Source organism: Streptomyces sp. NPDC048057 (assembly GCF_040653095.1).
Lineage (GTDB): Bacteria > Actinomycetota > Actinomycetes > Streptomycetales > Streptomycetaceae > Streptomyces.
In genome coordinates this window covers 107,555-133,930 of the sequence record NZ_JBEZNF010000019.1, presented here as the reverse complement: position 1 = coordinate 133,930, position 26,376 = coordinate 107,555, and the positions used below count along the sequence as shown (strand labels likewise).

The following is a 26,376-nucleotide window of genomic DNA, read 5'->3' as shown; positions in this document are numbered from 1 at the left end:
GGGCCCCGGACGACAGCGTCCGGGGCCCGGTTCTTCGGTGTTCGCGGACCGTTGGCAGAGGTCCGTCAGCGGAGGTCGGCCAGTGAAGGCCCGATCGATGGAGGTCCGTCGATGAACCTCCATCGGCAGAGGGCTGTCAGAGGTTGTCTCCCCAGCCGCCCTGCGCCATGGTCTGGAACGCCCACTTCCCGTTCTGCTTGATCAGGATGTCGGCGTACCGGAGCTGCTGGGTGGCCTCGCCCGCCGTCATCGTCGAGTCGGTGAAGACGACGACCATCGCGGAGCTCAGGAAGACGGGGGTGCGGACCGACTCGAAGGTGATGTCCTCGGAGCCCTCGCCCATCACATGGGTCATGGTCTCGACGAACTGCTTGCGGTCCCACTGGGCCGAGGCGCCCTCGCCGGCGGTGTTGTCGCTGACGAGGTTGAGCGGGAAGACCGCGACGTCGGCCATCTCCTCGATGTCGCGCCGCGCGGCAGCCGCGTCGTACTCCGTGAACCAGGCGTCGATGCTGGCGAGTTCGTCGGCAGTCGGGGTGTATCCGGCGTCGGGAAGCTGGGGCACGCGCTCTCCTCATCAGGGTTGATCAAACTTGACTACTGCGAGAGTATCCCCTCGTTGCGCGCTAGTCAAACTTGATTAGGTCACGGGTGGCGCCGGGGGTGCCTGCTCAAACGATCATGAATGGTGGGAGTGGGGCCCTTCAACCCGCGCGCCGGTCGATCGTTGCGGCGCGGGCCGTATCGCCCGGTGATCGGTGAACGACTAGGGTGGGAGGACCCGTTGATGACGAACGAGGGGACCGCGCGGTGGAGCGCTACGACCGGCTCAAGCAGATCCAGCGAATGGACCCCGAGCGGGACTTCCACCGCATGTACCAGCTCATAGCGACCCACGAGTTCCCCTGGGACTTCAGCCGGTCGCTCGAACTGGCCCTCTTCCGCACCTACGCCGTCCCCAGCATCGGCGCCCTGCTGGCCCGTACCGCCGAGTTCGGCACGCGGGCCCAGAAGCGGTACGACGACACCGCCCTGCTCCTGGACGCTGTTGTCGAGCACGGCTTCGACGACGAGCGGGGCCGCACCGCGATCCGGCGCATCAACCAGATGCACCGCAGCTACGCCATCAGCAACGACGACATGCGCTACGTCCTGTGCACCTTCGTCGTGATGCCGAAGCGGTGGATCGACCGGTACGGCTGGCGCCGGCTCACCGACGTGGAACTGCGGGCCTGCGTCGGGTACTACCGCCACCTCGGCCGCCACATGGGCATCCAGCAGATCCCCGTCACCTTCGAGGAGTTCGAGGAGTGCCTGGACTCCTACGAGGCCGAGCACTTCGGCTGGGACGAGGGAGGCCACGAGGTCGCCGAGTCCACCCTGGCGCTGATGGCGTCCTGGTACCCGCGCGCCCTCCGCCCTGCCGTCCGCGCCGCCAGCACGGCCCTGCTCGACGAACCGCTGCGCCGCGCCTTCCGCTACCCGGAGCCGGCTTTCGCCCTGCGCGCTGCGGTCGACGGCGCACTGCGGCTGCGCGGCCGGCTCGTCCGCCTCATGCCGCCCCGGCGCGTCCCCCGCTTCGGTCGTCAGAACCGTGAGATCAAGGGGTATCGGCAGGGCTATCGCCTCGCCGACCTGGGCACCTTCCCGGTGCCCGGCCTCAAATGGTGCCCGGTGGACCACGCGGGGCGCCCACCCGCGGCCGTGACCGCATCGGGGGCCGAGAAGCCTTCTGAGCCTTCTGTGGAGTGAACCGCGCCCCGGTGCGTCGTCGGGCGGGGGAGCGAGGAGGGCCCCGCGCGCTGGCGCGGGGCCCCGGTGTGCGTCGCCCGCGGGTCAGCGGCCCCGGTAGGCGTTGCGGATCGTCTGGTTCAAAGGTCCACTCGGCGCTGACCCTGGTCGACACCACGGCGTTCCGGTCGTGGGTGTACGTGGCGCTCAGCCCCGGAGCCCGCCGGTCGCTGCTCCTGCATCGCCAGGTGCCAGCGCACCCCGGCGGTGTTGACGTGCATGGTCGTCTTGCCCGGTAGCGCAACGGTCGCCGCGGTCTGCCCGAAGGTGCTCCACCCGTTGTAGAACCGGGCCGTGGCCTCCAGAACACCGGTGCTGCCTGCGACGGGGCTGCCCAACTCCGCGGTGATCGTCGCCAGCTCGTCCTTCGTGACGTCCTTCTCGAAGCCCGTGGGCAGCGTACGGCCCTTCACGAGATGGGCCAGTTGGTAGCTCTCAGCGGGCCCCTTGGTCCAGATGCTGGTGGCTGTGGGGTCGGGGACGGTGATCCGGATCGGTTTGGTGATCCGGGAGTCCAGGGTCACCGTGGTGTCCCGGTCGACGTTCACATACGGCCGGTTGACCACGTCGACCGGCGACTGGACCGACTGGTCATACATCAAGGAGGTCAGGAAGTAGCTTCCCGCGGGCACGGGCAGCGTGTGGGTGGGGGAGTACTGGTAATGGTTCAGGTCGTAGGTCTTGTCGTGCCCCAGGCCGGTCATCCCCGCCAGGAGCGTGACGAAGCCAGGCGCGGGCTGCCCGTCCCGTCCGATGTGCTTGATGGTCAGGTCGTACGACTCGATCTCGCGGTCCACCACCCCGAGCGAGCGGATCGTCTGCCCGCCGCCCGTCGCCGTCAGATCGGCGGTGTACAGGCCGTCGACGGTGCCCGCGCGGGTGTCGGCGGTGACGTCGACCCTGCCGGCCGAAGGACAGGGTCGGGCTCTCCACGAGTACGGTCCGGGCGAGTGCGGCGGACACGTCGATCCGTCCGTGGCCCTGCTGGAAGACCGACCACCGCCCGGGCTTCGCCGAGCCGGCGAGGGCGCCCTTCAGCGCCTCGGCCCGCCACGTGGGGTGCTTCTGTTTCAGTGCCGCCGCAGCACCGGCCGCGTGTGGCGTCGCCATCGACGTACCGGACTTGGGCGCGTAGCCGCCTCCTGGCACGGCGGCCGTGATGCTCACTCCTGGTGCGGTGACGTCCGGCTTCATGCCCCCGTCTGAGACGGTCGGGCCGGCCCCGGAAAACCTCGCGATGTTGTCGAGCCCGTCGACCGCGCCCACGGTCGAGAAGTTGCACTCGGCAAATTGACGACCCGTCAGATCGGGGTGGGTCTCGTCCATCCCGGTGTCCAGGACGGCGATCTTCACGCCCGGCCGCCGTACCCCGCCTGCCACGCCGCGGGCGCACCGATCTGCACCGCGCTGTGCTCCAGCGTAGAACGGTACTGGGCGTCCAGCCAGACCTTCTCCACACCCGGGGTCGAGGTGCGGTCCATCTTTGCCTTCGCAACGGCGCTGGTGAGCGTCTCCCACACCTTCGCCGCGCCGCCCGCGTCCTTCACCCACACCGCCCGGGCGTTGAGCACCGGCAGCTCGCGCTTGACCTTTCCGGCCTTGGCCAAGGCGGCGACGGTTTCCTTGACCGCCGCCCTCGGCGCTTTCGCGGCGCCCCGGTACCGCACGATCAGGCCGAGCCCGCCCGGTGTCCGGTACTCGGGCCGGGACAGCTCCGTGACGTCGAACAACCGCTCGTCCAACCTGCCTTCGGAGATCAGTCATTGAGCATCCATCGGGATGGCCAAGGTCCGGTCGCCGCGCTGGGTGACGTGGACGGGGATCCCCTTGCGGCCGGGTCCCTGCTCGATCCGGACCACCTGGCCCGAGCCGTCCACCGCCACCGTGTCACCGGTGATCAGGACGACCTCGGTGGGGCGCCCTTCGGTCGTCGGCCGGGCGGTCTGCTGCGTCGGGGCGGCGGCGCGGGCCTCGGGTGTGGCCGCGACGACCGGGCCGGTGAACCCGGCCGCCGAGGTCGCCGTAGCCATGGCAAACGCGACGAGTGCTCTTCTTCCGTTTCTTCCGTGCTGCAACACGCTACAGAGGGAGAGTGGAGATGAGGAAGTTCGGTCCCTCTCAAGGAGCGTGCGTCGGGCTCGTGGGGTTCCCCGAAAGCCGGTGATAACGGAGCCGATCCGAGGGTCACTCGTCCGGGATCAGCCGGCGCGGACCCGCTCCCTGGGCCGCCAACTCGTCCCCCGGATTGAGCACCCGGCACCGCTGCAACGACAGACAGCCGCAGCCGATGCAGCCGGTGAGCTCCTGCTCCAGGCGCTCGATCTCCTGCCGGCGCGCCTCCAAGTGCGCCGCCCACCGCAGGGAGATCCGCTCCCAGTCGCGCTTGCCCGGCATCCGGTGCTCCGGCAGCGTCGCGAAGACCTCCGCCAGCTCCGCCAGCGGGATGCCCAGCCGCTTGGCGGCCAGGATCAGCGAGAGCCGGCGCAGCACGTGGCGTCGAAAGCGGCGCTGGTTGCCCGTGGTGCGCTCCGAGGAGATCAGCCCCTGCTCCTCGTAGAAGCGCACCGCGGAGGTCGCGACGCCGGCCCGGCGCGCGACTTCGCCCACGGTCATCAGATCACTCGGCCGACGGCTCACAGCGGTCCCCTTGACTTCAAGTGAGGTTGAAGTTTTAGCGTAGCGTGCCGTGACTGCATCATCCACGCCGGAAACCACGTCCGCGCCTGATCACGGCGCATCCACGACCGCTCCACCGACCCCCGCCGCACCCGCGGGCGGCTGGTCCGAGCTGCTCTCGCGGCAGTACCTCGCGACCGTGCTGGTCCTCGCCGGGGGCGTCGCGCTGTACGCCATGAACCTGTACTTCACGGCCGCGCTCATGCCCTCGATCGTGTCCGACATCGGCGGCGCCCGGTACTACGCCTGGGTCGCCACCGGCTTCCTGATGGCGGCGGTCATCGCCTCGATGCTGGTCAGCAGGTGTCTGGCGAGCCTGGGCGCCGCGCGGGCGTACGTCGTCGGCTTCCTCGTCTTCGGCGCCGGTGCGGTGCTCAACTCCCTCAGCCCCTCGATGGAGGTCCTGATCCTGGGACGGGTCGTCCAGGGCCTCGGCGGCGGACTGCTGGCCGGCCTCGGATACGCGGTGATCCGCGGCGCGCTGCCCGACCGGCTGTGGGCCCGGGCCGCCGGCCTGATCTCCGCGATGTGGGGCGTGGGCACCCTCGTCGGGCCGGCGCTCGGCGGACTCTTCGCCCAACTCGGGGCGTGGCGCTGGGCGTACGCGCTGCTGCTGGTGGCCGCACTGCTCCTCGCCCTCCTCGCGCACCGCGCGCTGCCCCGCCACAGCGGTACGGGCCAGGTCCGGACCCCGGTCCCGCTGGCCTCGCTCGCCCTGCTCACCCTGGCCGCCGCGGCCTTCGGCGTCAGCTCCGCGGTCCCGCGCGGCTGGGCGACCGGCGCGAGCATCGCGGTCGGCGCCCTGCTGCTGGCCGCCTTCGTCCAGGTGGAGCGGCGCGGCGCCACGACCGTCCTGCCGACCCTGGCCTACCGGCGCGGCAACCCGCTGAAGTGGGTCTATCTCACCGTCGCCGTGCTGTGCGCCGGCGTGATGGCCGAGACCTTCATCCCGCTTTTCGGACAGGAACTCGGCGGCCTCACCCCGCTCGCCGCCGGACTGCTCGGCGCCGCGCTGTCCGTCGGCTGGGTGGTCGCCCAGCTCTTCAGCGTCGGCCTCGCGACGCCCTCGGCGCGCGGCCGGGCCGTCCGCACCGGCCCCGTCCTGCTCACCGCGGGACTCGTCGCCTACGGGCTGCTCCAGACATCGTCCGCGTCGGCCGCGCTGGTGGCGGTCTGGGCCGTGCTGCTCTTCGTCGCCGGCACCGGCATCGGACTCGCCTTCCCCCATCTGAGCGTGGCGGCGATGCGCAGCAGCACCGACGAGAGCGAGGGCAGCAAGGCGGCAGCGGCGCTCAACACCACCCAGCTGATCGCCTACGCCGTGTGCTCGGCCCTCGCCGGCACCCTCGTCAACCTCGGTGGCCACTCCCTGCTCGACTCCGCCCGCTACATGACGCTGGGGATCGCCGTGATCACCGCGCTGGGGCTGGTCACCGCGGTGCGCACCACCAAGGACGGTGCCCGAAAGGGCGCCCGCGACGGCTCGTAGCCGGCCGCGCGCGGGCACCCCTCGTCCTTGGGAAGGGCGAGGGGTGCATCTTTCTATGTAGCCCGACGTCGTTCTCGGCCATGACGAAAAGCGCCGGGAGCGATTGGACGATGAAGGGGTGACTCAGACCCTGCCTCAGGCCCTCCACCCGACCCCGGGCCGCTCGCCCGGTCGGCTGCCGCTGCTCGACGTGTTGCGCGGCGCCGCGATCCTCGGCACGTTGATGACCAACGTCTGGATCTTCGCGAGCCCCGGTGCGGAGTGGAGCGTCCTCGCGGGCACCACCGGGACGCCTTCCTTCGCCACCTTCCCCGACGCCGTCGGCACCGTGCTGCGGCTGCTGGCCAACGGCAAGTTCCTGGCCCTGCTGACGGTGCTCTTCGGAGTGGGGCTGGCCATCCAGTACGCGTCCGCCGCCCGGCGCGGCGAGCCCTGGCCCGGCCGCTACCGGTGGCGGGCGCTGTTCCTGTTCGCGGAGGGCACGGTGCACTTCCTGCTGGTCTTCGCCTGGGACGTGCTGATGGGGTACGCCGTCACCGCGCTGCTCGTGGCCTGGTTGCTGACCCGCTCCGAGCGCGCCCAGAACCGGGTCCTGTGGTGGGCGGCCGGGGTGCACCTGGCCTCCATGGCGCTGCTGAGCGTCGCCCTGGTGGCGATGGAGGAGGAGGCCACCCTCTCCGACGAGGTGCGGGACCTGTACGCGCACGGCAGCTACGGCGAGCAGATCGCCTTCAGGTGGGAGAACGCCCTGGCGCTCAGGCTGGAGCCGCTGCTGACCTTCCCGTTGCTCGTCTGCCTCTTCTTGCTGGGCGTACGGCTCTTCAGGGCCGGTGCCTTCGGCGACGACGCGACCGGACGGCGCATCCGCGCACGGCTGCTGGTGTGGGGGCTGGGCATCGGTCTGCCGCTGAGCGTCGGCGCATCGCTCGTCGGCTCCGAGCTGATCATGCTGGACCGTTATGTCGGCGGCCCGCTGACCGCGCTCGGCTACATCGGTCTGATCGGGGTGCTGGTCGACCGCCTCAAGCGGTTCGGCCCGCTGACGAACGGCCTGAGCGCCGTCGGCCGCACCGCACTGTCCGGCTACGTCCTCCAGAACGTGCTGTGCATGTTCGTGGCGTACGGCATCGGGCTCGGGCTGGCCGAACGGCTCGGGGACGACTGGCACCCCTGGTGGGTGATCGGCCTGTGGGCGACGGTGTGCGCGGTGCTGATGGTCGGTTCGACGTGGTGGCTGCGGCACTTCAAGGCGGGCCCGCTGGAGTCCGTGCAGCGCTGGGCCCTGCGCCGCTGACCGCGACTGTCACAGGCGCAGGGCAGGATGGGCCCATGAAAGAAGAAGTGATTCCGATCCTGCGGGTGGCGGACGGCGGGGTCGCCGCCGAGTGGTACGAGCGCCTGCGGTTCGCCCGGCAGTGGGAGCACCGCTTCGAGCCGGGCTTCCCGCTGTTCCTCGCGGTGGCCCGGGGCCCGGTCCGGCTGTTCCTCTCGGAGCACGAGGGCGACGCCCGTCCGAACACCCTGATCTACCTCAAGGTCGCCGACCTCGACGCCGTCGCCGCCGAGTTCGGCGTCCAGCCGCAGGACCAGCCCTGGGGGCGGGAGTTGGAGCTCACCGACCCCGACGGCAACCGCATCAGAATCAGCCCCGTGGACGAGGACGACGACTGATCGTGCCCGGTGACGTCTGACGTCCGCAGGGTGACGACGAGGAGGGCTGACGCCGGCGGTTGACGGGCCGTGCCGCGCGGGGCGGCGCGCCGGTCAGGGGGCGATCGGCAGCTGTCGCTTGTGCTCGGTGAGCCGGTAGCGGCGGACGATGGCCGCGTGCGCGGCCTCGTCGACCGGCCGGCCTTCGAGGAAGTCGTCGATGTGGTCGTAGGTGACCCCGAGCGCGTCCTCGTCCGGCTTGCCCGGACTCAGCGTCTCCAGGTCCGCGGTCGGGACCTTGCCCACCAGCTCGTCCGGCGCGCCCAGGGCCTGCGCCACGGCCCGTACGCGCCGCTTGGTGAGCCCGGTGAGCGGTACGACGTCGGCCGCGCCGTCGCCGAACTTGGTGAAGAAGCCGGAGACGGCCTCGGCGGCGTGGTCGGTCCCCACCACCAGGCCGTCGTGCGCGCCGGCGACCGCGTACTGGGCGATCATGCGCTGGCGCGCCTTGATGTTGCCGTGCACGAAGTCCTGGTGGTGCGCGTCGCGGAAGACGGTGCCACCGGCCAGCGCGGCCTCCAGTGCGGCGTCGCTCGCGGGGCGGACGTCGACGGTCAGCACCTGGTCGGCGCGGATGAACTCCAGCGCCAGCTGCGCGTCCTTCTCGTCCGCCTGGACGCCGTACGGCAGGCGCATGGCGAAGAACGTCGCCTCCCGGCCGGTCGCCCGGACGCGCTCGACCGCGAGCTGGCACAGCCGGCCCGCGGTCGTGGAGTCCACGCCCCCGCTGATGCCGAGCACGAGGGAGCGCAGCCCCGCCGAGGCCAGCCGGTCGGCGAGGAAGGCCACCCGGCGCTCGATCTCCTGCTGCGCGTCGAAGGACGGGCTCACCTGGAGTTCCCGTGCGATGTCCCGCTGTAGGGATATGGGCGCCAGCTCGGTCACGGTTGCTCCTCGGTCGTGTCCGTGGGCGGGGACGCTCCGTGCCGTCGGAGGGCTGCCACGGGGGTGTGCAGGGGACGGAAGCACTCTAAAGGAGCGGCGAGCGACCGCCCGCCCGCGGTGTACCGAAAACCGGACACCGTCGGTAATCAGCCATGATCATTCGGTTGTCGCCAGGCGCTTTACTTGCCCTTGACCCGGTGGCAAGCTGTCCGTCACCTCGGCCCCCCACGGGAGAAACCTTCTCAACACCCCCTGCTCATGGGGGAGTTGACTCCTGGGCTGATTTCATCGGAATCATTGAACCTGGATCGGAGTGCGAATGAACCGTCGTGCCCGCTGTGCGGCTTTTGTGACGACTGTGGCGGCTGGTGTTGCCCTGACCCTGTCGAGCGGCACTGCTCACGCCCAGGAGCAGCAGCCGGCCCCCCGCTCCGGGGGCCTGATCAACATCAACGCTCCGCTGATCTACAACACCGGGGACATCGACCTGCTGGAAGACGTCTTCGAGCACATCAGCATCCCGATCTTCGGGCAGGCCGTGCACCAGATGTACGACTGGGCCAAGTTCGAGGGCGGTCTCTTCGGCAAGAAGAAGTAGCCGGAGCGCTGTCGGCGGGCCGCTGCGCGCAGCGGCCCGCCGGACCGTTCCAACCCCGCGCGCCGGCCGATCGCCGGCCCGCCGGGCCGCCGAAATCGCCTGGACAGCCCCGTTCGCGGCTTGGTCGGATGGCGCCATGACATCGTTTTGGACGGGCGAGCGGGTGCGTCTGCGCGGCGTCGAGCCCGAGGACTGGGCCGACTTCATGCGCTTCGACGCGCACTCCGGTCACCAGCGGACCGCGGACGCCCTGCATCCGCCCCGCTCCGCCGAGGGCTACCGCGCCTGGGCGAAGGAAGCGGCGACGGCCGGCCCCGAGGGGGACGTGTTCCGACTGGCCGTCGAAGCCGTTTCGACGGGCGAGTTGGTCGGCACCCTCAACACCCACGAGACCGACGCGCGCGCCGGCCGCTTCGCCTACGGCATCGCGATCGGCGCGGAGCACCACCGCAAGGGCTACGCGAGCGAGGCCGCGGTGCTGCTGATGCGCTTCATGTTCGCCGAGCGGCGTTACCACAAGTGCGAAGTGCAGGTCTACGCATACAACGAGGCGTCGTTGGAGCTCCACCGCCGACTGGGCTTCGTGGAGGAGGGACGGCTGCGGGACAACGAGTTCCTGGCCGGCCGGTACTGCGACGTGATCATGATGGGGCTCCTCGCCGACGAGTTCGCCGCGCGTCACTCGCTGGGCGAGTTGTGACCGCCCGACACACGGATCGCCCGCGGGCCCGGGCGGCGGACGGCAGCCTCCGGGCCGTGCCGGGCAGTGGCGGGAGGGCGATCCCGTCCAGGTGCCCGACGGCAGGGCCGGCGCGCTCACGGGACGCGAGTTCCACTGGATGAAGGCCCACGGCGCGAAGTGCTGAGGCGGGCCTCCCGTCCCACGTGCTCACCCCCTCCGACGCCAGAGCAGCACCGGACGTTCGTCGACACCCTCCTCGGGCACGAGGCCGCCGTCGCCGAGGAGCAGCAGGGCTGACGGGACGTCACCACGTCTCGTACGCCCGGGCACGGTCACCACGCGTCGTCACGGCTCAGCACGACGAGTCACGCGGTGATGGTGCCCGCCGTGCCCGGTTGGGTACTTGAGTACGAGCACGGATGCCGTCGGGCTCCCGTGACGACAAGGTGGGGGCGCGCAGGGGCACCGCCCGTGCGCGTACGGAGCCAACTCGACCTCCTGGAGGCGTGTCATGCGATGGTTAGGAAAGAGCGCGTCGGCCCTGGCGCTGGCCGGCGCCACACTCGTGGGCTCGGCGGGGGCGGCCTGGGCCTCCTGCGGCCAGGTGGACGCGAAGGCCGCATCGGCCTCCGCCTGCGCCACCGGATGGGGCAGCGGTACCAAATCGGCCACCGAATCGGTCGCCGAGCCGCTGAAGAACATCAGAACCGGCCAGCACGCCTGCTACGACCGCATCGTCTTCGACGTCACCGGCGCCCCGGGGAAGGTCGGCTACCACGTCGGCTACGTGGACGCGTTCCACCAGGACGGCACCGGAGACCTGATCCCCGTCACGGGCGGCGCGATCCTCCAACTCTACGTGAACGCCCCGAGCTACAACCCGACGACCGGCCAGGCCGTCTACCCCGGCACGCCGGGGCAGAGCCTGCCGGGCGTGAACATCACCGGCTACCGGACCTTCAAGGACACCAAGTTCGGCGCGAGCTTCGAGGGCCAGACCCAGGTGGGCCTCGGCCTGCGCGCCAAACTGCCCTTCAGGGTCCAGCAGTCGGGCGACCAGGTGATCGTGGACGTCGCGCACACCTGGTAGCCGCGTACGGCGCAGCAAGGGCCCGCCCGATCGACGGTTCGTCCGCGAGGCGCCCAAGCTGCGGTCATGACGCGACGTGACAGCGGTGGCCGGGGAAGGCGCCTGGCCGATCTGGCCGGGTTCGCCGCCGCTGTCACGGTCTCCCACTACCTCCTCGGCCTGTTGCTGGTCGGATTCACCGTCAGCGAGGTGGGGTCGGGAGCGGACTCCACACCGATGGCCGAGTGCCGCTACACCTCGAACCGGCCGGCGGGCACCACGGTCGTCGGGCACGACGTGCGCGTCATTCCGCTGCACATCATGTGCCGGACCACGGACGGCCGCGTGTTCAACAGCCAGGTCGTCCCGAACTGGTTCAACCCCGCCCTCGCCGGCTCCGCCGCCACCACCGCGGCCCTGACGGCCGGCGCCCTGATCCGCGCCCGGCAGCGCGCGACGGGCGCGCCGGAGCAGGCGACGGACGATCAGATCAGGTCAGCGGCTCCGACCGCACCCGCCGCACCGCGAGCGGAGAGTTCCACCGCTCGATCCCGGCGGCCGTGAGCGCGTCGAGTTCGGCGCTGGCGTGGTCCAACTGCTCCGTGGAGACTCCGGCTTCCTTCGCCGCGGCGAGCTTGTTGTCCAGGGCCGCCCGGTGGATGTCCAGCCCCTGGGTGATCTGCGGAGCCGCACCGCTGCCGCGGTGGGCGTCGATCTCGGCCGCGAAGGCGGGCATGATCCGGCACATGCTGTTCAACCAGGGCACGAGGTGCTCCGTGACCCCTGCGGCGCTGCCGCCCCGGCGGGAGACCGCGAGCGCGACAGCGTGGTGGAAGCCGTCGTACATCATGTCCGTGGCGGTCAGCAGCGCGAGGTCGTAGAGCGCGGCCAACCCCACGTCCGAACCGAGGTAGTGCGGGACGCCCAGGACCTCCAGGGCCGCCCGGTGCTCGGTGAGGACGGCCTCCTCACCGCTGTAGAGGACGAACGCCTCCTCGGTGGCGATCGTCGCCGGGATCGCCATGATCCCGCCGTCCAGGTACGCGGCGCCGTGCCCGCCCACCCACCGGGCGCACTCCGCCGCCTGCTCCGGGGACCCGTTCGTCAGGTTGACCAACGCCCGGCCCCGCAGCGCACCGGCCCCGGGCTCCAACACGTCCCGCACGGTGTCGTAGTCCAGCAGACAGACCAGGACGAGGGAGCCGGCGCTGACCGCCTCCTGCGCCGAGGCGGCCCGGACGGCGCCGCGTTCCACCAGCGCGTCGGCCCGTGCCTGCGTACGGTTCCAGACCGTCACCTCCCACCCCTGGTCGAGCAGGGCCGACGCGAGCGCCCGCCCCATGTCCCCGAGGCCGATCACACTCACGCGTCCGTCGCTCACCATTCCACACTCCCGTCGTGCACGTTCCTTTGCTGCCGCCCACCACCCTCACCTCGGGGCGCACGCCGGACAAGTACGCACAACAAAGTGGGTTACTTACCTTCTGGTTGGTGGTACCGGACCCCAAGAGCCCGCTGAGGAGCGGCGCACTGCTCCCCGTCGAAGATCACCGGCGTGGGACGATGGGCGCCATGTCAGGTCAGGTGTGGGTGTCCCTCATATCGGTCGCGGGCGTCGTCCTCGGCGGTGTGCTCTCCTACCTCGTGCAGCACCGGACACAGCTCTCCGCCGAACGGGCCGAGGAGCTACGGCACAGGAGCGCCCTCGCGGAGACCCGACGGGCCGAACGCCTGGCGCTGCTGGAACGGTTCATCGAAGTGTCGGCGGAGGCGGAGCGCTGCGCCTACACCCGGCCAGCCGCGTGGGAGGACACCGACGACTGGTACCTGACGACCCGGGACGTGATGTACCGGTTCTGGGTCGCGGACCGGCTTGTGCGCGTACAGTTCCCGCACTCCGTGCACGACGCGGCGCACGCGCACTTCCTCGACCTCAACCGGACCGTGTGGCACGGACTCCCGGACGGCGAGAGCGTCCGGGACCACCTGGAACACCGCCGGTCGGCCTTCCTCGACGCGGCCCGCGAGGTCATGGGGTAGCGCGGACTTCCCGACGCTCCACGGAAACGGCCCGGGCAGCGGGCACGCCGGGTGCCGCACCGCCCGGGCCGTCCGTCACCCGAGTCCCATCAGCCGCTCAGCTGCTCGTACCGCTGAGGACGCCCGCCACCGCCGCGGCCGGGTCGAGGTCCCCGGGACCCGCCGGGCACCAGCGCGACCGCTCCTTGCGGTACGGCCACCAGCGCCCGTCCGGGCCGTACCGCACCTGCGCCTCCGCGCCGACCACCGTCCAGCGCCCGGGGCCCGCCGCGCGCAGGGCGGGCCGGTCCGCCTTCTCCCACGCGGCGTCCAGCGCCGCTGCCGCCCGCTGAAGGTCCTCGGACCCCGGCGTCCAGTCGTCACCGAGGACCGCGAGCGCCGCCGGCCCCCCGTCCCGCCACGCCCGTACGGCCAGGTCCAGCTCGGCCCGGGTACGGCCGGTGCCGTTGGCGAGCCGGGCCGCGATCACCGGGCCCGGCACGGCCGCGGCCAGCCGCACCGCGTCCTGATCAGGCGTCAACTCCGCCTCGACCGGGTGCGATCCGTGCCCCACGGCCAGCGCCTCCGCCAGCATCCGGTGCGCCCGTACGGCCGCGTCCGAGGCGAGGAACTCCAACGCGTCCGGGTCGACGCCGGACACCGGGTCGGACTCGGTGTCCAGCGACGGCGGCAGCCCCGGCTCGTCGGGCACGAGCGGCGGTGGCGGCAACGGCGGCAGGATGTCGCGCGCCGCGAACGCCTCGACGGCCGGCACTCCCGCCGGACCCGATCCGTCCCCGGCGTGCGCCCCGGCACCGGAGCCGTCCGCGGCAGCGCTCGCCTCCGCGGACGCCCGCGCCACGCTGCGCGCCTGGAGTTCGTCCAGCAACCGGCGCTCGCCCCGCCCCCGCATCAGCAGCAGGATGAAGGGGTCCTGGTCCAGCAGCCGGGCCACCTCGTACGCGAGGGCCGCCGCGTGCGGGCACAGGTCCCAGGCGCCGCAGTCGCACTGGGGCTCCAGGTCGCCGATGCCGGGCAGCAGGTCCACCCCGGCCGTCGCCGCGTCCTCGACGAGGTGCGGCGGCATCTCCCGGTCGAGCAGGGCCGCGATGTGGCCCGCCCGGTCGACCGCCATGTCCAGGAAGCGGTCCCAGGCGTCGTCCGTCAGCTCCTGCAACAGCACGTCGCTGCGCTGTCGGGTGCCGTCCCGGTCGCGGACCACCGCGGTGATCCGCCCCGGCCGCACCGACACGGCGCCGACCCCGCCCTCCCGGGCCTGCTTGCGTCCCTTCTTCAACTGCCCCAAGTCGAGCGCGGTGTCCTCCAGGGCCTTGATCCAGGACCGGCCCCACCAACTGCTCGCGAAGCCGCGGCCCCCGGCCGGCGGCAGGGCGTCGAAGGTCTTCTCCTCGCCGGCCGAACCTCCGGCGTACGCGTCGTGGTCGCTCATCGCGCCGTCCCCCCTCGCAACTCCACCAGGTCCGCCAGCTCGGCGTCCGTCAGCTCGGTCAGCGCCGACTCGCCGGCGCCCAGCACCGCGTCGGCCAACTCCCGCTTGCGCGCCAGCATGTCGGCGATCCGGTCCTCGATCGTGCCCTCCGCGATGAGCCGGTGGACCTGCACCGGCTGGGTCTGGCCGATGCGGTACGCCCGGTCGGTGGCCTGCGACTCGACCGCGGGGTTCCACCAGCGGTCGTAGTGCACCACGTGCTCGGCCCGGGTCAGGTTGAGCCCGGTGCCGGCCGCCTTGAGGGACAGCAGGAACACCGGCGCCTCACCCCGCTGGAACCGGTCCACCATCACCTCGCGCTGCGCCACCGGGGTGCCGCCGTGCAGCAGCTGGGTCCGCACCCCGCGGGCCGCGAGGTGCTGCTCCAACAGCCGGGCCATCTGCACGTACTGGGTGAACACCAGCACGCTCGCGCCCTCGGCGAGGATCGTGTCGAGGAGTTCGTCGAGCAGCTCCAGCTTTCCGGAGCGGCCCAGGATCGTCGGCTGCTCCTCCTTCAGGTACTGCGCCGGGTGGTTGCAGATCTGCTTGAGGGCGGTGAGGAGCTTGACCACCAGACCGCGCCGCTCCATGCCGCCGGCCTCCGAGATCGCGGCCAGCGTCTCGCGTACCACCGCCTCGTACAGCCCGGTCTGCTCCGGGGTGAGCGCCACGGCCCGGTCGGTCTCCGTCTTCGGCGGCAGCTCCGGCGCGATGCCGGGGTCGGACTTGCGCCGGCGCAGCAGGAACGGGCGCACGAGCGCGCCCAGGCGCTGGGCCGCGGCGGGGTCGGCGCCGCCCTCCACCGACTGCGCGTAGCGGGTGCGGAAGGTGCCGAGCCGGCCGAGGAGCCCCGGGGTGGTCCAGTCGAGGATCGCCCACAGCTCGGTCAGGTTGTTCTCCACCGGAGTGCCGGTCAGGGCGACCCGGGCCCTCGCCCCGATCGTCCGAAGCCGGCGCGCCGTCGCCGAGTACGGGTTCTTGACGTGCTGCGCCTCGTCCGCGACGACCATGCCCCAGGGCACCTCGCCCAGCCGGTCGGCGTCCAGCCGCATGGTGCCGTACGTGGTGAGGACGAATCCGCCGGCCTCGTCGACGCCGTCCAGGTCGCGCAGGGCGCCGTGGAAGCGGCGCACGGGGGTGCCCGGTGCGAACCTGGCGATCTCGCGCTGCCAGTTGCCCATCAGGGAGGCGGGGCAGACCACCAGGGTGGGGCCGGCGGCGGCCGGGTCGCCCTGTCGGTGGAGGTGGAGCGAGATGAGCGTGATGGTCTTGCCGAGGCCCATGTCGTCGGCGAGGCAGCCGCCGAGGCCGAGCGAGGTCATCCGGTGCAGCCAGTTCAAGCCGCGCAGCTGGTAGTCGCGCAGGGTCGCCGCGAGCGCCGCGGGCGCCTCGACCTCCTGGGCCCCGCCCTCAGGGTCGGCGAGCCGGTCCCGCAGCCGGGCCACCCACCCCGACGCGTCGACGTCCACCCGCCGGCCGTCGACCTCGGCGGAGCCGGTGAGGACGGCACCCAGCGCGTCCACCGGCGTCACCTTCCGGTCCTGGCTCGACCGGGCGCGCCGCAGTTCCTCCGGGTCGACCAGCACCCACTGGTCGCGCAGCCGCACCAGGGGCCGGTTGGCCTCGGCGAGCCGTTCCAGCTCCTCGCGCGTCAGCTGGTTCCCGCCCAGGGTGAAACGCCAGTTGAAGGTGAGCAGCGCGTCGGCGGACAGGAACGACGGCAGTCCCAAGTCGCCGAAGTCGCCCCGCGGTCCTTCCGCGGACTCCGGGGGACCGATGACGGCGCGCGCGGTCAGCCGGTGCGCCATCTCCCTCGGCCAGTGCACCTGCACCCCGCAGGCGGCCAGCGCGCGGGCGGCGTCACCGAGCAGTTCGGCGACGTCCTCGTCCACGAGGTCGATCGTGTCGGGCACGGCCGCCTGCAACAGCGGGGTGAGCGGGCTCCAGGCGCGGGCCGCTCGGCGCAGCGCGAGCAGCGCGTCCATCCGCGCGCGCGAGCCGAAGGGGGCGGCGGAGCCGTGCGCGCCGTGGGCCTGCGGGGAGCCGCCGGTCCACACGTCCGCCGCGTCCATGACCACGCCGGGGTCGCTCACGCTGTGCATCTGGAGGACGGCCCGGAAGCCGGGCTCGGGCGTGTCCACGTCCGTGGCCGCGGCGGCGGGGGCGGTGAGTTCAATGCGCAGGGAGAGGCGTACGCCCGCGTCGTGGCCTGCGGCGATGTCCGCGGCCCAGGCGCGTGCCTGCGGGAGGTGCTGGGGCGCATCCGCGGCGTACGCCGGCGCGTCGGTGACGGTCGTGGCCGCGGGCGTACGGGGCAGGACGTCGGCGACCGCGTCGAGGAACGCCCGCACCAGCGCCTCCGGCTCCGGTAGCAGCAGGTCGTCCGGGTCCACCGGCTGCGGTGCCCCGGTGGGGGCCGCATGGGCGGTCGGGGGTATCGACGCGGTGAGCGTGCGCAGCTGTTCCAGGTCCGCAGGGGTCAGCGGACCGACGCGCCAGGCGTCGTGATCGCCCCGGCTGAGTCCGGGCAACACCAGTCCGCGGGCGACGAGGTGGAGGGCGAGCAGCGCGGCACCGCCCCAGAAGGCGGCCGAAGACGAGCCTCCGGCGGAGCTGCGGAGCCGGGTGAGCAGCGGCAACGCGTCCCGCACCGGCAGGAGCAGCGCGGGGACCGTCCACGGGCGGACGTCGTCCCCGACCACGGTCAGCGGTTCGACGGAGCCGGCCGGCCAGGTCGGCGGGGCGTCACCGTCCGGCCGCCAGAAGGCGAGGCGGCCGGTGCGGGCCGGGTCGCCCGGCAGGAAGGTGACGTGGCAGGCGGCGAGAGCAGTCAGCAGGGAAACTCCGGGAGAAGGGGCGAGGCGGGGTCCGTCGGCCGGCGAGGGTGTTGCCGCGGAAGGTCTTAGCACAGTGATGACCAGATTCCTCAAATTTGACTACTGGGGTGCTCAAGGAATCGCCGAGGGTACCCGATGTGTCTGTGGTGTGCATCGTTCTCCCTTGTGATTCCCCTCACGTGGGGCTTCCGGGATGGCGGGGGGTGTACCCAGCGACACCCCGGCCGGCGGGTTGGCCCCGGTCGGCCCGGGTGGTGGCTCCATGGCCCAACAGCCGTCCTGAATCTACGTTTTCTGAGGTCAGCGCTGCGCGCAGCACCCCGTACGGCCCAGAGACCGGAGACAGCCATGCCCCAGACCAGCGCCGCCCCCCAGCAGCGACCGCCGTCGGCGACGGCCGCCCCCTCGGGTGCGACCGCCATCGCGGAGGATCCGGGGGACCGGTCAAGGGGCGCGCAGCGGACCGCGGTGGGCTCCGGGCGCGCGTCCGGAAGTGAGTTCGCGCCCCTGCTGCGCACGGTCAAAGAACAGGGCCTGCTGGCGTACCGCAAGGGCTGGTACGCCCGCGTGATCGCGGTCAACCTGCTCTGTCTGGCCGGCGTGGTCGCCGGCATGGTCGCCCTCGGGGGCTCCTGGTGGGTGCTCCTGCTGGCGCCGGTGCTGGCGGTCCTCTCCGCGCGCACCGCCTTCATCGGCCACGACGCCGGGCACGCCCAGATCACCGCCGACCGGCGGACCAGCCGCATCATCCAACTCGTCCACGGCAACGTCCTGCTCGGCATGAGCCAGGAGTGGTGGAACGACAAGCACAACCGCCACCACGCCAACCCGAACCACATCGACAAGGATCCCGACGTCGTCGCGGACGTCCTCGTCTTCACACAGAAGCAGGCCGTCGGCCGCATCGGCTTCCGGCGCTGGCTCACCCGCCACCAGGCGCTGCTGTTCTTCCCGCTGACCACGCTGGAGGGCATCGCACTGAAGGTCTACGGATTCCAGTCGGTGTTCGACCCGAACGGGCCGGGCAGGAGCGTGCGCGCCCGCGTCGTCGAGGGCCTGCTGCTCGCCGTCCACGTCCTCGGCTACGCCGCCCTGCTGCTGACCGCGATGCCGGTGGGGCAGGCGCTGGTGTTCGGCCTCGTCCACCAGATGCTCTTCGGCCTCCACCTGGGCATGGCCTTCGCTCCGAACCACAAGGGGATGGAGATGGTCGACGCCGAGACCGGCAAGGGCTGGGGCCATCTGCGGCGCCAGGTGCTCACCTCCCGCAACATCCGCGGCGGACGGGTCACCGACTGGCTGCTGGGCGGATTGAACTACCAGGTCGAGCACCACCTCTTCCCGAGCATGCCCCGGCCCCACCTGAGGCTGGCGCAGCCCTTGGTGCGGGCGCACTGCCGACGGCTGTCGCTGCCGTACGTCGAGACGGGGCTGGTGGAGTCCTACCGGCAGGCGCTGGCGCACATGCGCGAGGTCGGTGAACCACTGCGTCCGGGCGCATAGTGGAACTGTGGGACGGGCCGGTACGTTCCACCGACAGGAGCGGCGACGGGCCGCGCGAGGAGGCATCGAGATGTCGACACGTACCAAGATCGTCATAGGTGGAGTGGCCGTCGGCCTGCTCCTGATGCCGGTGATCGGTTTCTGGCTGTCGCTGCTGGTGGTCCTGGGTGTGCCGGCGGTGGCGTATCTGATGCTCGACCCCAGTCAGCGCCGCAGGCTGCGCCGGGTCACGCGCAAGGAGATAGGCCGCTGATCCACCCGTCGCACCTGTCCCACCTGTCGTAGGGGGCTGTTCCGGCCGCGTCGTCGAGAGCGCGGTCGGTACGGCCCGGTTGCACGTCGCCCGCGGTCCGCGGTGTCACACGGGGCGTACGGCCATCTCGTCGAGCGCCGACAAGAGCGCCGGCAGCGCCTTGCCCCGGCCCACGGGCAGCACCTCACCGGGCACGTCGTCCAGCAGGAAGAAGGCGATGTCATCGGTCCTGGCCACCATGGACCAGCCGGGGCCGTCGGCGCGCAGCGTCCGGGCGCCACCGGGTGCGGAGCCGGAGCGGACGCGGCCGACCGGAGGCGGGGCGCTCAGGTAGCCGTGGGCTGCGGCCAGCGCCCGCCGCAGCCCGGGATGCGTGCTCGCCGCCCTGATCGCATCGGTGGTCGCAGCGGCTGCCGCCTCGGGCGGATCGGTCGCCTTCGACATGAGGGGGCCGGACGGCCCCTGATGCCGGTCCGCGGCGCTGTACGGGGGAGCGAAGTCCGCCTTGTCGTCGAGTTGTTTCCGCCACCGGGACCACTGGAGGGCCACCTCGTCCGCCCCCAGGCGGCGCTGGGCCGGGCCCCAGACGTCGGTGTCGGGCGGGGCGAGCGCGGAGCGTCCGCCCGCGTCCGAGGGGGTGGGGTCATGCGGATCGGGGACCCCGGGGGCGGCGACGGCCAGGGCCAGCGGCCACCCCGGGAGCGTGACGACGACGGCGCGTTCCTCGGGGGAGAGGCCGTACGCCATGCCGCAGTCCCACGTTGCGATGGCGACGGCCGCGCGTGACGCGTCGTCGACCACGACCGTCCACCGTGCCCCGCCCGCGTCCTGTCCCAGCACCAGCCCGTAGCCGTCGGGGCGTGGCGCCAGTTCCAACGCAGCGCAGGCCGCGGAGTAGTCGTCACCGAGCACGCTCGGGAACTGAGCCGGTGTCAGCAGGACGGCGGTCAGTACGTACAGCGCATCGTCCTCGTCGATGTGCTCCGGCCCGGCCATGGCGTCATCCCCGCTCGATCGCCCTCGTCACGTCGCCCGTCGGCGCACCTTAACTAGTGAGTAACCCGGGCGTCGAGGGTCGGCGCAGTCGAGAATCGGTGAAGGAAGTCGGTCGACTACGGGCCGCGCTCCGACGGTGGGGGAGTGGTGGGCGTCGGCGTACGGCGGTGGTGGTGGCGAGCCGGTTGCGGGGCGGTCCCGGTGCGGCGAGCGGTGTCGCGTGGAGTTCGGTGCCGCGGCGTGCGCAGCAAGGCGAGTGAAATGCGCGACCGGGCGCAGGGGAATCCCCCGCCGAATCGCCGCGGGCTTCCCGGAGACGGGCGTGGCGGTCGGCGTGAGCGATTTCAACGGCCGCCGCGAGGGGAATTCCTCTCGTCCGTGCGGGCAAATTCACTGCCCCGGCGTCCGTGATGATGGAGCGATTCGCCAGGCGCTGCCGCCGTCAGGTGATGGTGGAGGAAACGGTCTTTGTGGCCTCATGTCCTGCCCTCGCGCGGTGGTTTTCGACGGAGCGGGACGGCTGCGGCGGATGGAATATGCCGGGCGGATACACGCCGGCCGACACCGGGATTCGACGGACTCGGAACACCTTGCTCTGCGCTCTGGTGTGCGAAAGGCTGTCGTGTGACACGGGGAACGCGTGCGCGGGAGGGGAACAACCATGCCGCTGGACAAGGGACTTGACTGGCTGCTCGACGACCTCACACAGCGGATCGAGCACATTAGGCACGCCTTGGTGCTCTCCAACGACGGGTTGGTGACGGGAGCGAGCGCAGGCTTGGCGCGGGAGGACGCGGAGCACCTCGCCGCAGTCTCCTCGGGACTGCATTCGCTGGCCAGGGGCTCCGGTCGACACTTCCGGGCGGGCAGGGCGCGCCAGACCATGGTGGAGTTCGACGAGGCGCTGCTGTTCGTCACGGCCGCCGGGGAGGGGAGCTGTCTGTGCGTGCTCAGTGAGGCCGAGGCGGACGTGGGCCAGATCGCGTACGAGATGACGCTGATGGTCAACCGGGTCGGCGAGCATCTGGGCGTCGCCGCGAGGCAGCGCGAAGGAGAGCCGTCTGACCTGCGGTGATTCTGCGCAGCCTGCGGGGTGACGGCAGGACGTCGCCAGGTTATCCACAGGCTCAGCGGGATGGGGGCACCCCGGGCTACGGTCATTACCCAGAGTGTTCGTCATCTCACGGGGGAGGCCGATGGTCATGGCAGGTCGAGAAGTGTTGAGGGCGCTGAGCGCGCCGGGCGCGGGCGACGTGGACGGTGTGGACGTCGTGGGCGCCTCGGGTTCGAAGGGTGCGGCGCCGTCCGCGGCACGGGAGGCGCAGGCGGGCCGGGGGCGCTTCGAGGTCGGCGTGACGCCCGGTCGTGCGGCCAGGGCCCTGGAGCTCCAGCGGAGCGAGTTCGAGCTCGCGGTCGAGCTGGGGCACATCCGTAGGACGGGCGGTGATGCGGGCGGCCCGGTGAGGGTCGCCCCGGGTGAAATCGAGCGCTGGCGGCAGCACGAGGGCTTCCCGGACGTCCTGCGTCGCCGGCTGCGCACCGTGGGGACCCAAAGCGGTGCCGAGCTGCTCTCGATCAGCTCCGAGCGGTTCACCCGCCTCGCGCGCACGGGCCATCTCGTACCGGTCCGCTTCTATCTGAACCGGTACCGGGCGGTGGTGTGGCTCTATCTCGCCGAAGAGGTCGAGGACTTCGCCCTGGGCCATCCGGAATTGTTGACCGGTCGGATGCCGCGAGGGCTGCGCCCCCTGGTCGACGGGGGAGAGGACCTGCGCCCGCGCACCTGGCGCAGCAAGAGGATGGGGCTGCATCTGCGGACGGCGCAGGACGCGTGGCAGCGGGCCGCGGGCATCGCCTCGCTGCTCGACCCCCTGAGCGTCGCCGACGTGGTGCCCGATCCGTACGAGCGTTCCTACCTGGGGGTCCTGCGGCCCAACCTGGCGCCCCTGCGCCCTGCCTCCGCGGCGGCCCACGATCTGGTGCGGCGCATCCTGAGGGCGGATCACCCCGACGAGATCGGGTGGTACCGGGCCAGTCTGGCCCGGGAGCTGATCGCGGCCCGAGAGGTGAGGCCCGCGCCCCGGCCTGCGAGGGACACGCCGACAGTCATGCAGCCAGCGGGGGTACCGGAGGGCGCGCCTGCGGATGACCTCCTGCTTTCGCCCCACGTCGCGGGGGCGGCGGGCCCGGACGAGGTGGCGGCTCCCTGTGAGCGGCCCCTGCGCAAGCGGGCCTCGTCGCCGGGGCGGAGTCTGTGGAACCGGCTCCGCAGGCGGCGCGTGAGGCCCCTGGTGTGACGGCGATGGCACACGCATCCATGGCCTCGGGAGTCTCGTTTCCGGAGCCCCGGAGCCTTCGTGTCGGTTGGCTGGTGTCAGTATTGAGTGGTGCTGTGTGGCTCACGGGCCACCGATGGCACCGTGGCGCCACCGCCTTCCTGCACGGCCTGCACCACCGCCTGGTGCAGGGCCCGGCTGTCGTCCTCGGACTGGCAGGGCGTGGGGCTGCCCGACATGGTGAACCAGTCGGATGCGCCGCTGTACTGCACTGCGACGCGCACCTCACCACCGGCCCAGGTGGTGTGCACAGTGAGATCCCCGGTCAATACGCCGACTTCGTCGGTGAGCACTCCTCCGCGACCGGAATACACCCCGGTCGTCGTCCACGATGCCCAGCTCATCCTCCCAGGTTCGCACCGCTGGTCCATTTGCGCGACTGAAGCCCCCGCCCGGGCGCACTCCCGTCGATTCGGGCGTACGCTTCGCCCGCCCTCGTGCCGGTGCGACGCGCCCCCGGGCGACCGACCCCGCACCCTCCGTGAAGCTCTCCTGTGGGCACGCTTAAGAAATCCTCGATGGACTCCCGCGGCGCCGCTCGGCAGATTGGTCCTCGCCCCCTCCGGTAGCTGCCACCGACTGGATCCCTCACCGTTTGCGGTGGTCCCGTCGGCTGCCGCAGCCTGACCCTAGCCATCCATCTTTGCCCTATTTGTTCGCATTAGCCGCTTACTGCTTGTGGTTCATCGCCTGCCGTTCACCGTGAGCGATGCACCGACGTCCCTCGTCATCCCTCGTCATCCCTCGCCGTCCCTGATCGTTCGTCCCCCCTGGAGTCGTCCCGATGAAGGCACTCGTCAAACAGCACGCCGAGCCCGGTCTCTGGCTCATGGACGTGCCGGAGCCACAGCCGGGCCACGGCGACGTGTTGATCAAGGTGCTGCGCACCGGGATCTGCGGGACCGATCTGCACATCCGCAACTGGGACGCTTGGGCACAGCAGACGATCAGCACGCCGAGGGTGCTCGGCCACGAGTTCGTGGGCGAGGTCGCCGCGCTGGGACCGGACGTCGAGGACATCGCCGTGGGTGACGTGGTCAGCGGCGAGGGCCATCTGGTCTGCGGCAAGTGTCGGAACTGCCTTGCCGGCCGGCGCCATCTGTGTCGGAACACGGTGGGGCTCGGGGTGGGCCGGGACGGCGCCTTCGCGCAGTACGTGGTGCTGCCCGCGTCCAACGTCTGGGTGCACCGCACCACGGTGGACCTGGACGTCGCCGCGATCTTCGATCCCTTCGGAAACGCCGTGCACACCGCCCTGTCCTTCCCCTTGGTGGGCGAAGACGTGTTGATCACCGGCGCCGGACCGATCGGCATCATGGCCGCCGCGGTCGCCCGGCACGCGGGCGCCCGCAACGTCGTGATCACCGACGTCAGCGAGGCCCGGCTGGAGATCGCCCGCAAGGCCGGGGCCACGCTCGCGCTCAACGTCGCCGACCACCCCATCGCCGAGGCCCAGCGGCAACTCGGACTGAAGGAGGGCTTCGACATCGGCCTGGAGATGTCGGGGCGTGCGGAGGCCATGCGCGACATGGTCGACAACATGACCCACGGCGGCCGGATCGCCATGCTCGGCCTGCCCGCCGAGGAGTTCGCCGTCGACTGGGCGAAGATCGTCACCTCCATGATCACCGTCAAGGGGATCTACGGCCGTGAGATGTTCGAGACGTGGTACGCGATGACGGTCCTGCTGGAGGGCGGACTCGACCTCAGCCCCGTGATCACGGGGAGCTACGGCTACCAGGACTTCGACAAGGCGTTCGACGAGGCGGCCACGGCCCGTAGCGGCAAGATCATCCTCGACTGGACCGGCTGACCCGCACCCCGCCCGCGCCCTCCGGCATCGCGGCGGGCACCGGCCCGACCGCACCGCCCACCCCGCATCGCACCCAAGGGAGCACCCCGCATGTACGCGTCCGTGCGCGACGAACTCCGCACCACCCTCGACGAGATCCGCGCAGCCGGCCTGCACAAGCCCGAGCGCGTCATCGGCACCCCGCAGAGCGCCCGGGTGTCCGTCGCCTCCGGCGAGGTGCTGAACTTCTGCGCCAACAACTACCTCGGCCTCGCCGACCACCCCCAGGTGGTCGCCGCCGCGAAGGAGGCCCTGGACCGCTGGGGCTACGGCATGGCGTCCGTGCGCTTCATCTGCGGCACCCAGGACGTCCACAAGGAGTTGGAGGCCCGGCTCTCCGCCTTCCTCGGCCAGGAGGACACCATCCTCTACTCCTCCTGCTTCGACGCCAACGGAGGCGTCTTCGAGACCCTGCTCGGCCCCGAGGACGCGGTGATCTCCGACGCCCTCAACCACGCCTCCATCATCGACGGCATCCGGCTGAGCAAGGCCGCCCGCCACCGCTACGCCAACCGCGACCTCGCCGAACTGGAGCAGCGGCTCAAGGAGACCCAGGACGCCCGACGCCGGCTGATCGTCACCGACGGCGTGTTCTCCATGGACGGCTACGTCGCGCCGCTCGCCGAGATCTGCGACCTCGCGGACCGCTACGACGCCCTGGTCATGGTCGACGACTCGCACGCCGTGGGCTTCGTGGGCCCCGGGGGCCGCGGCACCCCCGAGCTCGCCGGCGTCATGGACCGGGTGGACATCATCACCGGCACCCTCGGCAAGGCCCTCGGCGGCGCCTCCGGCGGATACGTGGCCGCCCGCGCCGAGATCGTCGCCCTGCTGCGCCAGCGCTCCCGCCCGTACCTCTTCTCGAACTCCCTGGCGCCCGTCATCGCCGCCGCCTCGCTGACCGTCCTCGACCTCCTGGAGTCCGCCGGCGACCTGCGCGAGCGGCTGCGGGAGAACACCGCGCTGTTCCGCACCTCGATGACCGAAGCCGGTTTCGAGATCCTGCCCGGCGACCACGCCATCGTCCCCGTGATGATCGGCGATGCCGCGGCGGCCGGCCGGATGGCGGAACTCCTCCTGGAGCGCGGGGTGTACGTCATCGGCTTCTCCTACCCGGTCGTCCCCCTGGGGCAGGCCCGGATCCGGGTCCAGCTGTCCGCCGCGCACTCCACCGAGGACGTCCGGCGGGCCGTCACCGCCTTCGTCGACGCACGGCGCGCGCTGGAGTCCTGAGCTGCTGGCAGGATGGCGGTGTGATCGACCCCCGACGGCTGCGCATCCTGCGGGCCGTGGCGGACCACCGGACGGTGACCGCCGCGGCTGCCGCCCTCTACCTGACCCCGTCCGCCGTCTCGCAACAGCTGAGCGCCCTGGAGCAGGAGACCGGGCACGCCCTACTGATCCGCGGTGGCAAGGGCGTGCGCCTCACCCCGGCCGGGGAGATCCTGCTCACCCACACCCACGCGGTGCTGGCCCAGCTGGAGCGGGCGGAGGCGGAGCTCGCGGCGTACGCGGGCGGGGCGTCCGGCGAGGTTTCCGTGGTGGCCTTCGCCACCGGGATCGCCGAGGTCGTGGCCCCCGCGATCGGACTCCTCGCCACGGACCACCCCGGCATCCGGGTCCGGGTGCGGGACGCGGAGGGCGACGAGAGCCTGCCGCTGGTGCTCGACGGAGCGGCCGATCTCGCCGTGGCCGTCGAGTACCGGGGCGCGCCGGGCGTGGACGACCCACGGCTCTCCCGCGTACGGCTGCACGCCGAGCCCTTCGACGCCGTCCTGCCCGTCGGCCATCCCCTCGCCGACCGGGACCACGTCGAACTCGCCGCCCTCGCCGACAGCGACTGGATCAGCCCCTACCCGGGGAACCCCTGCCACGACATGGTCGTGCGGGCCTGCGAGCGGGTCGGCTTCCAGCCCCGTGTGGTGCACACCTCGGACGACTTCCGCGCCATTGTGGCCCTGGCCTCCGCGGCTGCGGGGGTGGCGCTCGTCCCGCGCTCCGCCCTGCGCGGCATGGAACTGCGCGCCGCCGTCGTGCGCCCCGTGGCCGGGCCTGCCGCGACCCGTCGGGTCTTCGCCGCGGTACGGCGGGGTGCCGAGCGGCACCCCCTGCTCAGCCCGGTCCTGGACGCGCTCGCCAAAGCGGCGGCCGACCTCGTCGTGGGCTGAGAGGCCGCCCCGCCGGACCC

The 26,376-nt window shown here is 71.8% G+C and carries 26 protein-coding genes and 2 pseudogenes; 16 read left to right on the top strand and 12 right to left on the bottom strand.

What is annotated here, in order from left to right; genetic code table 11:
* Positions 1-136 precede the first annotated feature (136 nt).
* On the bottom strand, positions 137-565 hold the full coding sequence (locus tag AB0E05_RS23045; RefSeq protein WP_361966392.1) for a nuclear transport factor 2 family protein: 429 nt from the start codon (positions 563-565) through the stop codon (positions 137-139).
* A 245-nt stretch (positions 566-810) separates the two neighbouring features.
* On the opposite strand from AB0E05_RS23045, the gene AB0E05_RS23040 reads away from it, so the two are divergent.
* Positions 811-1,752 (top strand): oxygenase MpaB family protein, encoded by a 942-nt coding sequence (locus AB0E05_RS23040; protein ID WP_361966390.1) that lies wholly within the window; start codon positions 811-813, stop codon positions 1,750-1,752.
* Positions 1,753-1,871: 119 nt separating this feature from the next.
* Here the strand turns inward: AB0E05_RS23040 and AB0E05_RS23035 are convergent, their stop codons facing one another.
* From AB0E05_RS23035 to soxR, 5 genes and pseudogenes are all read right to left on the bottom strand, one after another.
* Positions 1,872-2,588, bottom strand: coding sequence for a hypothetical protein (locus tag AB0E05_RS23035; RefSeq protein ID WP_361966497.1), 717 nt, complete (start codon positions 2,586-2,588; stop codon positions 1,872-1,874).
* Between the two features lie 187 nt (positions 2,589-2,775).
* A pseudogene (locus tag AB0E05_RS23030) lies at positions 2,776-3,117 on the bottom strand (S8 family serine peptidase); the annotation flags it as partial.
* Positions 3,118-3,140: 23 nt separating this feature from the next.
* On the bottom strand, positions 3,141-3,533 hold the full coding sequence (locus tag AB0E05_RS23025) for a hypothetical protein (protein ID WP_361966388.1): 393 nt from the start codon (positions 3,531-3,533) through the stop codon (positions 3,141-3,143).
* 18 nt (positions 3,534-3,551) lie between these two features.
* On the bottom strand, positions 3,552-3,821 hold the full coding sequence (locus AB0E05_RS23020) for a hypothetical protein (protein ID WP_361966386.1): 270 nt from the start codon (positions 3,819-3,821) through the stop codon (positions 3,552-3,554).
* Between the two features lie 154 nt (positions 3,822-3,975).
* Positions 3,976-4,404 carry a redox-sensitive transcriptional activator SoxR gene (gene soxR, locus AB0E05_RS23015; protein ID WP_361966383.1) on the bottom strand — a complete coding sequence of 143 codons (429 nt, stop codon included), beginning with the start codon at positions 4,402-4,404 and terminating at the stop codon, positions 3,976-3,978.
* Between the two features lie 73 nt (positions 4,405-4,477).
* On the opposite strand from soxR, the gene AB0E05_RS23010 reads away from it, so the two are divergent.
* The 3 genes from AB0E05_RS23010 to AB0E05_RS23000 all read left to right on the top strand — a co-directional run bounded on the left by AB0E05_RS23010 (position 4,478) and on the right by AB0E05_RS23000 (position 7,627).
* Positions 4,478-5,956 (top strand): MFS transporter, encoded by a 1,479-nt coding sequence (locus AB0E05_RS23010; protein WP_361966381.1) that lies wholly within the window; start codon positions 4,478-4,480, stop codon positions 5,954-5,956.
* Between the two features lie 118 nt (positions 5,957-6,074).
* Positions 6,075-7,250 carry a DUF418 domain-containing protein gene (locus AB0E05_RS23005; protein ID WP_361966379.1) on the top strand — a complete coding sequence of 392 codons (1,176 nt, stop codon included), beginning with the start codon at positions 6,075-6,077 and terminating at the stop codon, positions 7,248-7,250.
* Positions 7,251-7,285: 35 nt separating this feature from the next.
* Positions 7,286-7,627 (top strand): glyoxalase superfamily protein, encoded by a 342-nt coding sequence (locus tag AB0E05_RS23000; protein WP_361966377.1) that lies wholly within the window; start codon positions 7,286-7,288, stop codon positions 7,625-7,627.
* A 93-nt stretch (positions 7,628-7,720) separates the two neighbouring features.
* On the opposite strand, the gene nadE is transcribed toward AB0E05_RS23000, so the two are convergent.
* Complete coding sequence (nadE, locus tag AB0E05_RS22995) at positions 7,721-8,551, bottom strand: ammonia-dependent NAD(+) synthetase (RefSeq protein ID WP_361966375.1); 831 nt, start codon at positions 8,549-8,551, stop codon at positions 7,721-7,723.
* Positions 8,552-8,909: 358 nt separating this feature from the next.
* Here nadE and AB0E05_RS22990 point away from each other — a divergent pair, with 358 nt between their 5' ends.
* The 4 genes from AB0E05_RS22990 (at position 8,910) to AB0E05_RS22975 (ending at position 11,464) form a co-directional block, all read left to right on the top strand.
* Positions 8,910-9,149, top strand: a complete 240-nt coding sequence (locus AB0E05_RS22990; protein WP_361966373.1) for a hypothetical protein — start codon at positions 8,910-8,912, stop codon at positions 9,147-9,149.
* A 136-nt stretch (positions 9,150-9,285) separates the two neighbouring features.
* Complete coding sequence (locus AB0E05_RS22985) at positions 9,286-9,849, top strand: GNAT family protein (RefSeq protein ID WP_361966371.1); 564 nt, start codon at positions 9,286-9,288, stop codon at positions 9,847-9,849.
* A 493-nt stretch (positions 9,850-10,342) separates the two neighbouring features.
* On the top strand, positions 10,343-10,921 hold the full coding sequence (locus AB0E05_RS22980; protein ID WP_361966369.1) for a hypothetical protein: 579 nt from the start codon (positions 10,343-10,345) through the stop codon (positions 10,919-10,921).
* A 66-nt stretch (positions 10,922-10,987) separates the two neighbouring features.
* Positions 10,988-11,464 (top strand): hypothetical protein, encoded by a 477-nt coding sequence (locus tag AB0E05_RS22975; protein ID WP_361966367.1) that lies wholly within the window; start codon positions 10,988-10,990, stop codon positions 11,462-11,464.
* Here AB0E05_RS22975 and AB0E05_RS22970 read toward each other — a convergent pair.
* Positions 11,391-12,293: pseudogene (locus AB0E05_RS22970) on the bottom strand (NAD(P)-binding domain-containing protein); the annotation flags it as partial. The gene AB0E05_RS22975 and the pseudogene AB0E05_RS22970 sit on opposite strands and share 74 nt — an antisense overlap.
* A 170-nt stretch (positions 12,294-12,463) precedes the next feature.
* Between AB0E05_RS22970 and AB0E05_RS22965 the strand changes: the two are divergent.
* Entirely contained in the window at positions 12,464-12,940 is a 477-nt protein-coding gene (locus AB0E05_RS22965) for a hypothetical protein (protein WP_361966365.1), read from the top strand.
* 97 nt (positions 12,941-13,037) lie between these two features.
* Here the strand turns inward: AB0E05_RS22965 and AB0E05_RS22960 are convergent, their stop codons facing one another.
* Positions 13,038-14,369 (bottom strand): SWF or SNF family helicase, encoded by a 1,332-nt coding sequence (locus AB0E05_RS22960; protein WP_361966363.1) that lies wholly within the window; start codon positions 14,367-14,369, stop codon positions 13,038-13,040.
* On the bottom strand, positions 14,366-17,245 hold the full coding sequence (locus AB0E05_RS22955) for a DEAD/DEAH box helicase (RefSeq protein ID WP_361966491.1): 2,880 nt from the start codon (positions 17,243-17,245) through the stop codon (positions 14,366-14,368). The genes AB0E05_RS22960 and AB0E05_RS22955 overlap by 4 nt, the downstream gene beginning before the upstream one ends.
* 351 nt (positions 17,246-17,596) lie before the next feature.
* Here AB0E05_RS22955 and AB0E05_RS22950 point away from each other — a divergent pair, with 351 nt between their 5' ends.
* Both AB0E05_RS22950 and AB0E05_RS22945 read left to right on the top strand, forming a co-directional pair.
* On the top strand, positions 17,597-18,751 hold the full coding sequence (locus AB0E05_RS22950; RefSeq protein ID WP_361966361.1) for an acyl-CoA desaturase: 1,155 nt from the start codon (positions 17,597-17,599) through the stop codon (positions 18,749-18,751).
* Positions 18,752-18,821: 70 nt separating this feature from the next.
* Entirely contained in the window at positions 18,822-19,004 is a 183-nt protein-coding gene (locus tag AB0E05_RS22945; protein ID WP_361966359.1) for a hypothetical protein, read from the top strand.
* A gap of 105 nt (positions 19,005-19,109) precedes the next feature.
* Here the strand turns inward: AB0E05_RS22945 and AB0E05_RS22940 are convergent, their stop codons facing one another.
* Positions 19,110-20,000, bottom strand: coding sequence for a hypothetical protein (locus AB0E05_RS22940; RefSeq protein ID WP_361966357.1), 891 nt, complete (start codon positions 19,998-20,000; stop codon positions 19,110-19,112).
* Positions 20,001-20,661: 661 nt separating this feature from the next.
* On the opposite strand from AB0E05_RS22940, the gene AB0E05_RS22935 reads away from it, so the two are divergent.
* Both AB0E05_RS22935 and AB0E05_RS22930 read left to right on the top strand, forming a co-directional pair.
* On the top strand, positions 20,662-21,075 hold the full coding sequence (locus tag AB0E05_RS22935; RefSeq protein ID WP_361966355.1) for a roadblock/LC7 domain-containing protein: 414 nt from the start codon (positions 20,662-20,664) through the stop codon (positions 21,073-21,075).
* Positions 21,076-21,202: 127 nt separating this feature from the next.
* A complete protein-coding gene (locus AB0E05_RS22930) occupies positions 21,203-22,297 on the top strand; it encodes a DUF6397 family protein (protein WP_361966353.1) in 1,095 nt (364 codons plus the stop codon).
* A gap of 77 nt (positions 22,298-22,374) precedes the next feature.
* Here the strand turns inward: AB0E05_RS22930 and AB0E05_RS22925 are convergent, their stop codons facing one another.
* Positions 22,375-22,680: a hypothetical protein gene (locus AB0E05_RS22925; RefSeq protein WP_361966351.1), complete on the bottom strand. Its 306-nt coding sequence runs from the start codon at positions 22,678-22,680 to the stop codon at positions 22,375-22,377.
* 440 nt (positions 22,681-23,120) lie between these two features.
* Here AB0E05_RS22925 and tdh point away from each other — a divergent pair, with 440 nt between their 5' ends.
* The 3 genes from tdh (at position 23,121) to AB0E05_RS22910 (ending at position 26,356) form a co-directional block, all read left to right on the top strand.
* A complete protein-coding gene (gene tdh / locus AB0E05_RS22920) occupies positions 23,121-24,149 on the top strand; it encodes an L-threonine 3-dehydrogenase (RefSeq protein ID WP_361966349.1) in 1,029 nt (342 codons plus the stop codon).
* A 90-nt stretch (positions 24,150-24,239) separates the two neighbouring features.
* Positions 24,240-25,421, top strand: coding sequence for a glycine C-acetyltransferase (locus tag AB0E05_RS22915; protein ID WP_361966347.1), 1,182 nt, complete (start codon positions 24,240-24,242; stop codon positions 25,419-25,421).
* 20 nt (positions 25,422-25,441) lie between these two features.
* Positions 25,442-26,356 carry a LysR family transcriptional regulator gene (locus AB0E05_RS22910; protein WP_361966345.1) on the top strand — a complete coding sequence of 305 codons (915 nt, stop codon included), beginning with the start codon at positions 25,442-25,444 and terminating at the stop codon, positions 26,354-26,356.
* Positions 26,357-26,376 lie beyond the last annotated feature (20 nt).

Coding starts and splice junctions, on each gene's coding strand:
- AB0E05_RS23020 (WP_361966386.1), bottom strand. CDS start 3,821: ATGGCTACGGCGACCTCGGCGGCCGGGTTCACCGGCCCGGTCGTCGCG.
- soxR (WP_361966383.1), bottom strand. CDS start 4,404: ATGACCGTGGGCGAAGTCGCGCGCCGGGCCGGCGTCGCGACCTCCGCG.
- AB0E05_RS23000 (WP_361966377.1), top strand. CDS start 7,286: ATGAAAGAAGAAGTGATTCCGATCCTGCGGGTGGCGGACGGCGGGGTC.
- AB0E05_RS22985 (WP_361966371.1), top strand. CDS start 9,286: ATGACATCGTTTTGGACGGGCGAGCGGGTGCGTCTGCGCGGCGTCGAG.
- AB0E05_RS22980 (WP_361966369.1), top strand. CDS start 10,343: ATGCGATGGTTAGGAAAGAGCGCGTCGGCCCTGGCGCTGGCCGGCGCC.
- AB0E05_RS22975 (WP_361966367.1), top strand. CDS start 10,988: ATGACGCGACGTGACAGCGGTGGCCGGGGAAGGCGCCTGGCCGATCTG.
- AB0E05_RS22965 (WP_361966365.1), top strand. CDS start 12,464: ATGGGCGCCATGTCAGGTCAGGTGTGGGTGTCCCTCATATCGGTCGCG.
- AB0E05_RS22960 (WP_361966363.1), bottom strand. CDS start 14,369: ATGAGCGACCACGACGCGTACGCCGGAGGTTCGGCCGGCGAGGAGAAG.
- AB0E05_RS22950 (WP_361966361.1), top strand. CDS start 17,597: ATGCCCCAGACCAGCGCCGCCCCCCAGCAGCGACCGCCGTCGGCGACG.
- AB0E05_RS22945 (WP_361966359.1), top strand. CDS start 18,822: ATGTCGACACGTACCAAGATCGTCATAGGTGGAGTGGCCGTCGGCCTG.
- AB0E05_RS22940 (WP_361966357.1), bottom strand. CDS start 20,000: ATGGCCGGGCCGGAGCACATCGACGAGGACGATGCGCTGTACGTACTG.
- AB0E05_RS22935 (WP_361966355.1), top strand. CDS start 20,662: ATGCCGCTGGACAAGGGACTTGACTGGCTGCTCGACGACCTCACACAG.
- AB0E05_RS22930 (WP_361966353.1), top strand. CDS start 21,203: ATGGCAGGTCGAGAAGTGTTGAGGGCGCTGAGCGCGCCGGGCGCGGGC.
- AB0E05_RS22925 (WP_361966351.1), bottom strand. CDS start 22,680: ATGAGCTGGGCATCGTGGACGACGACCGGGGTGTATTCCGGTCGCGGA.
- tdh (WP_361966349.1), top strand. CDS start 23,121: ATGAAGGCACTCGTCAAACAGCACGCCGAGCCCGGTCTCTGGCTCATG.
- AB0E05_RS22915 (WP_361966347.1), top strand. CDS start 24,240: ATGTACGCGTCCGTGCGCGACGAACTCCGCACCACCCTCGACGAGATC.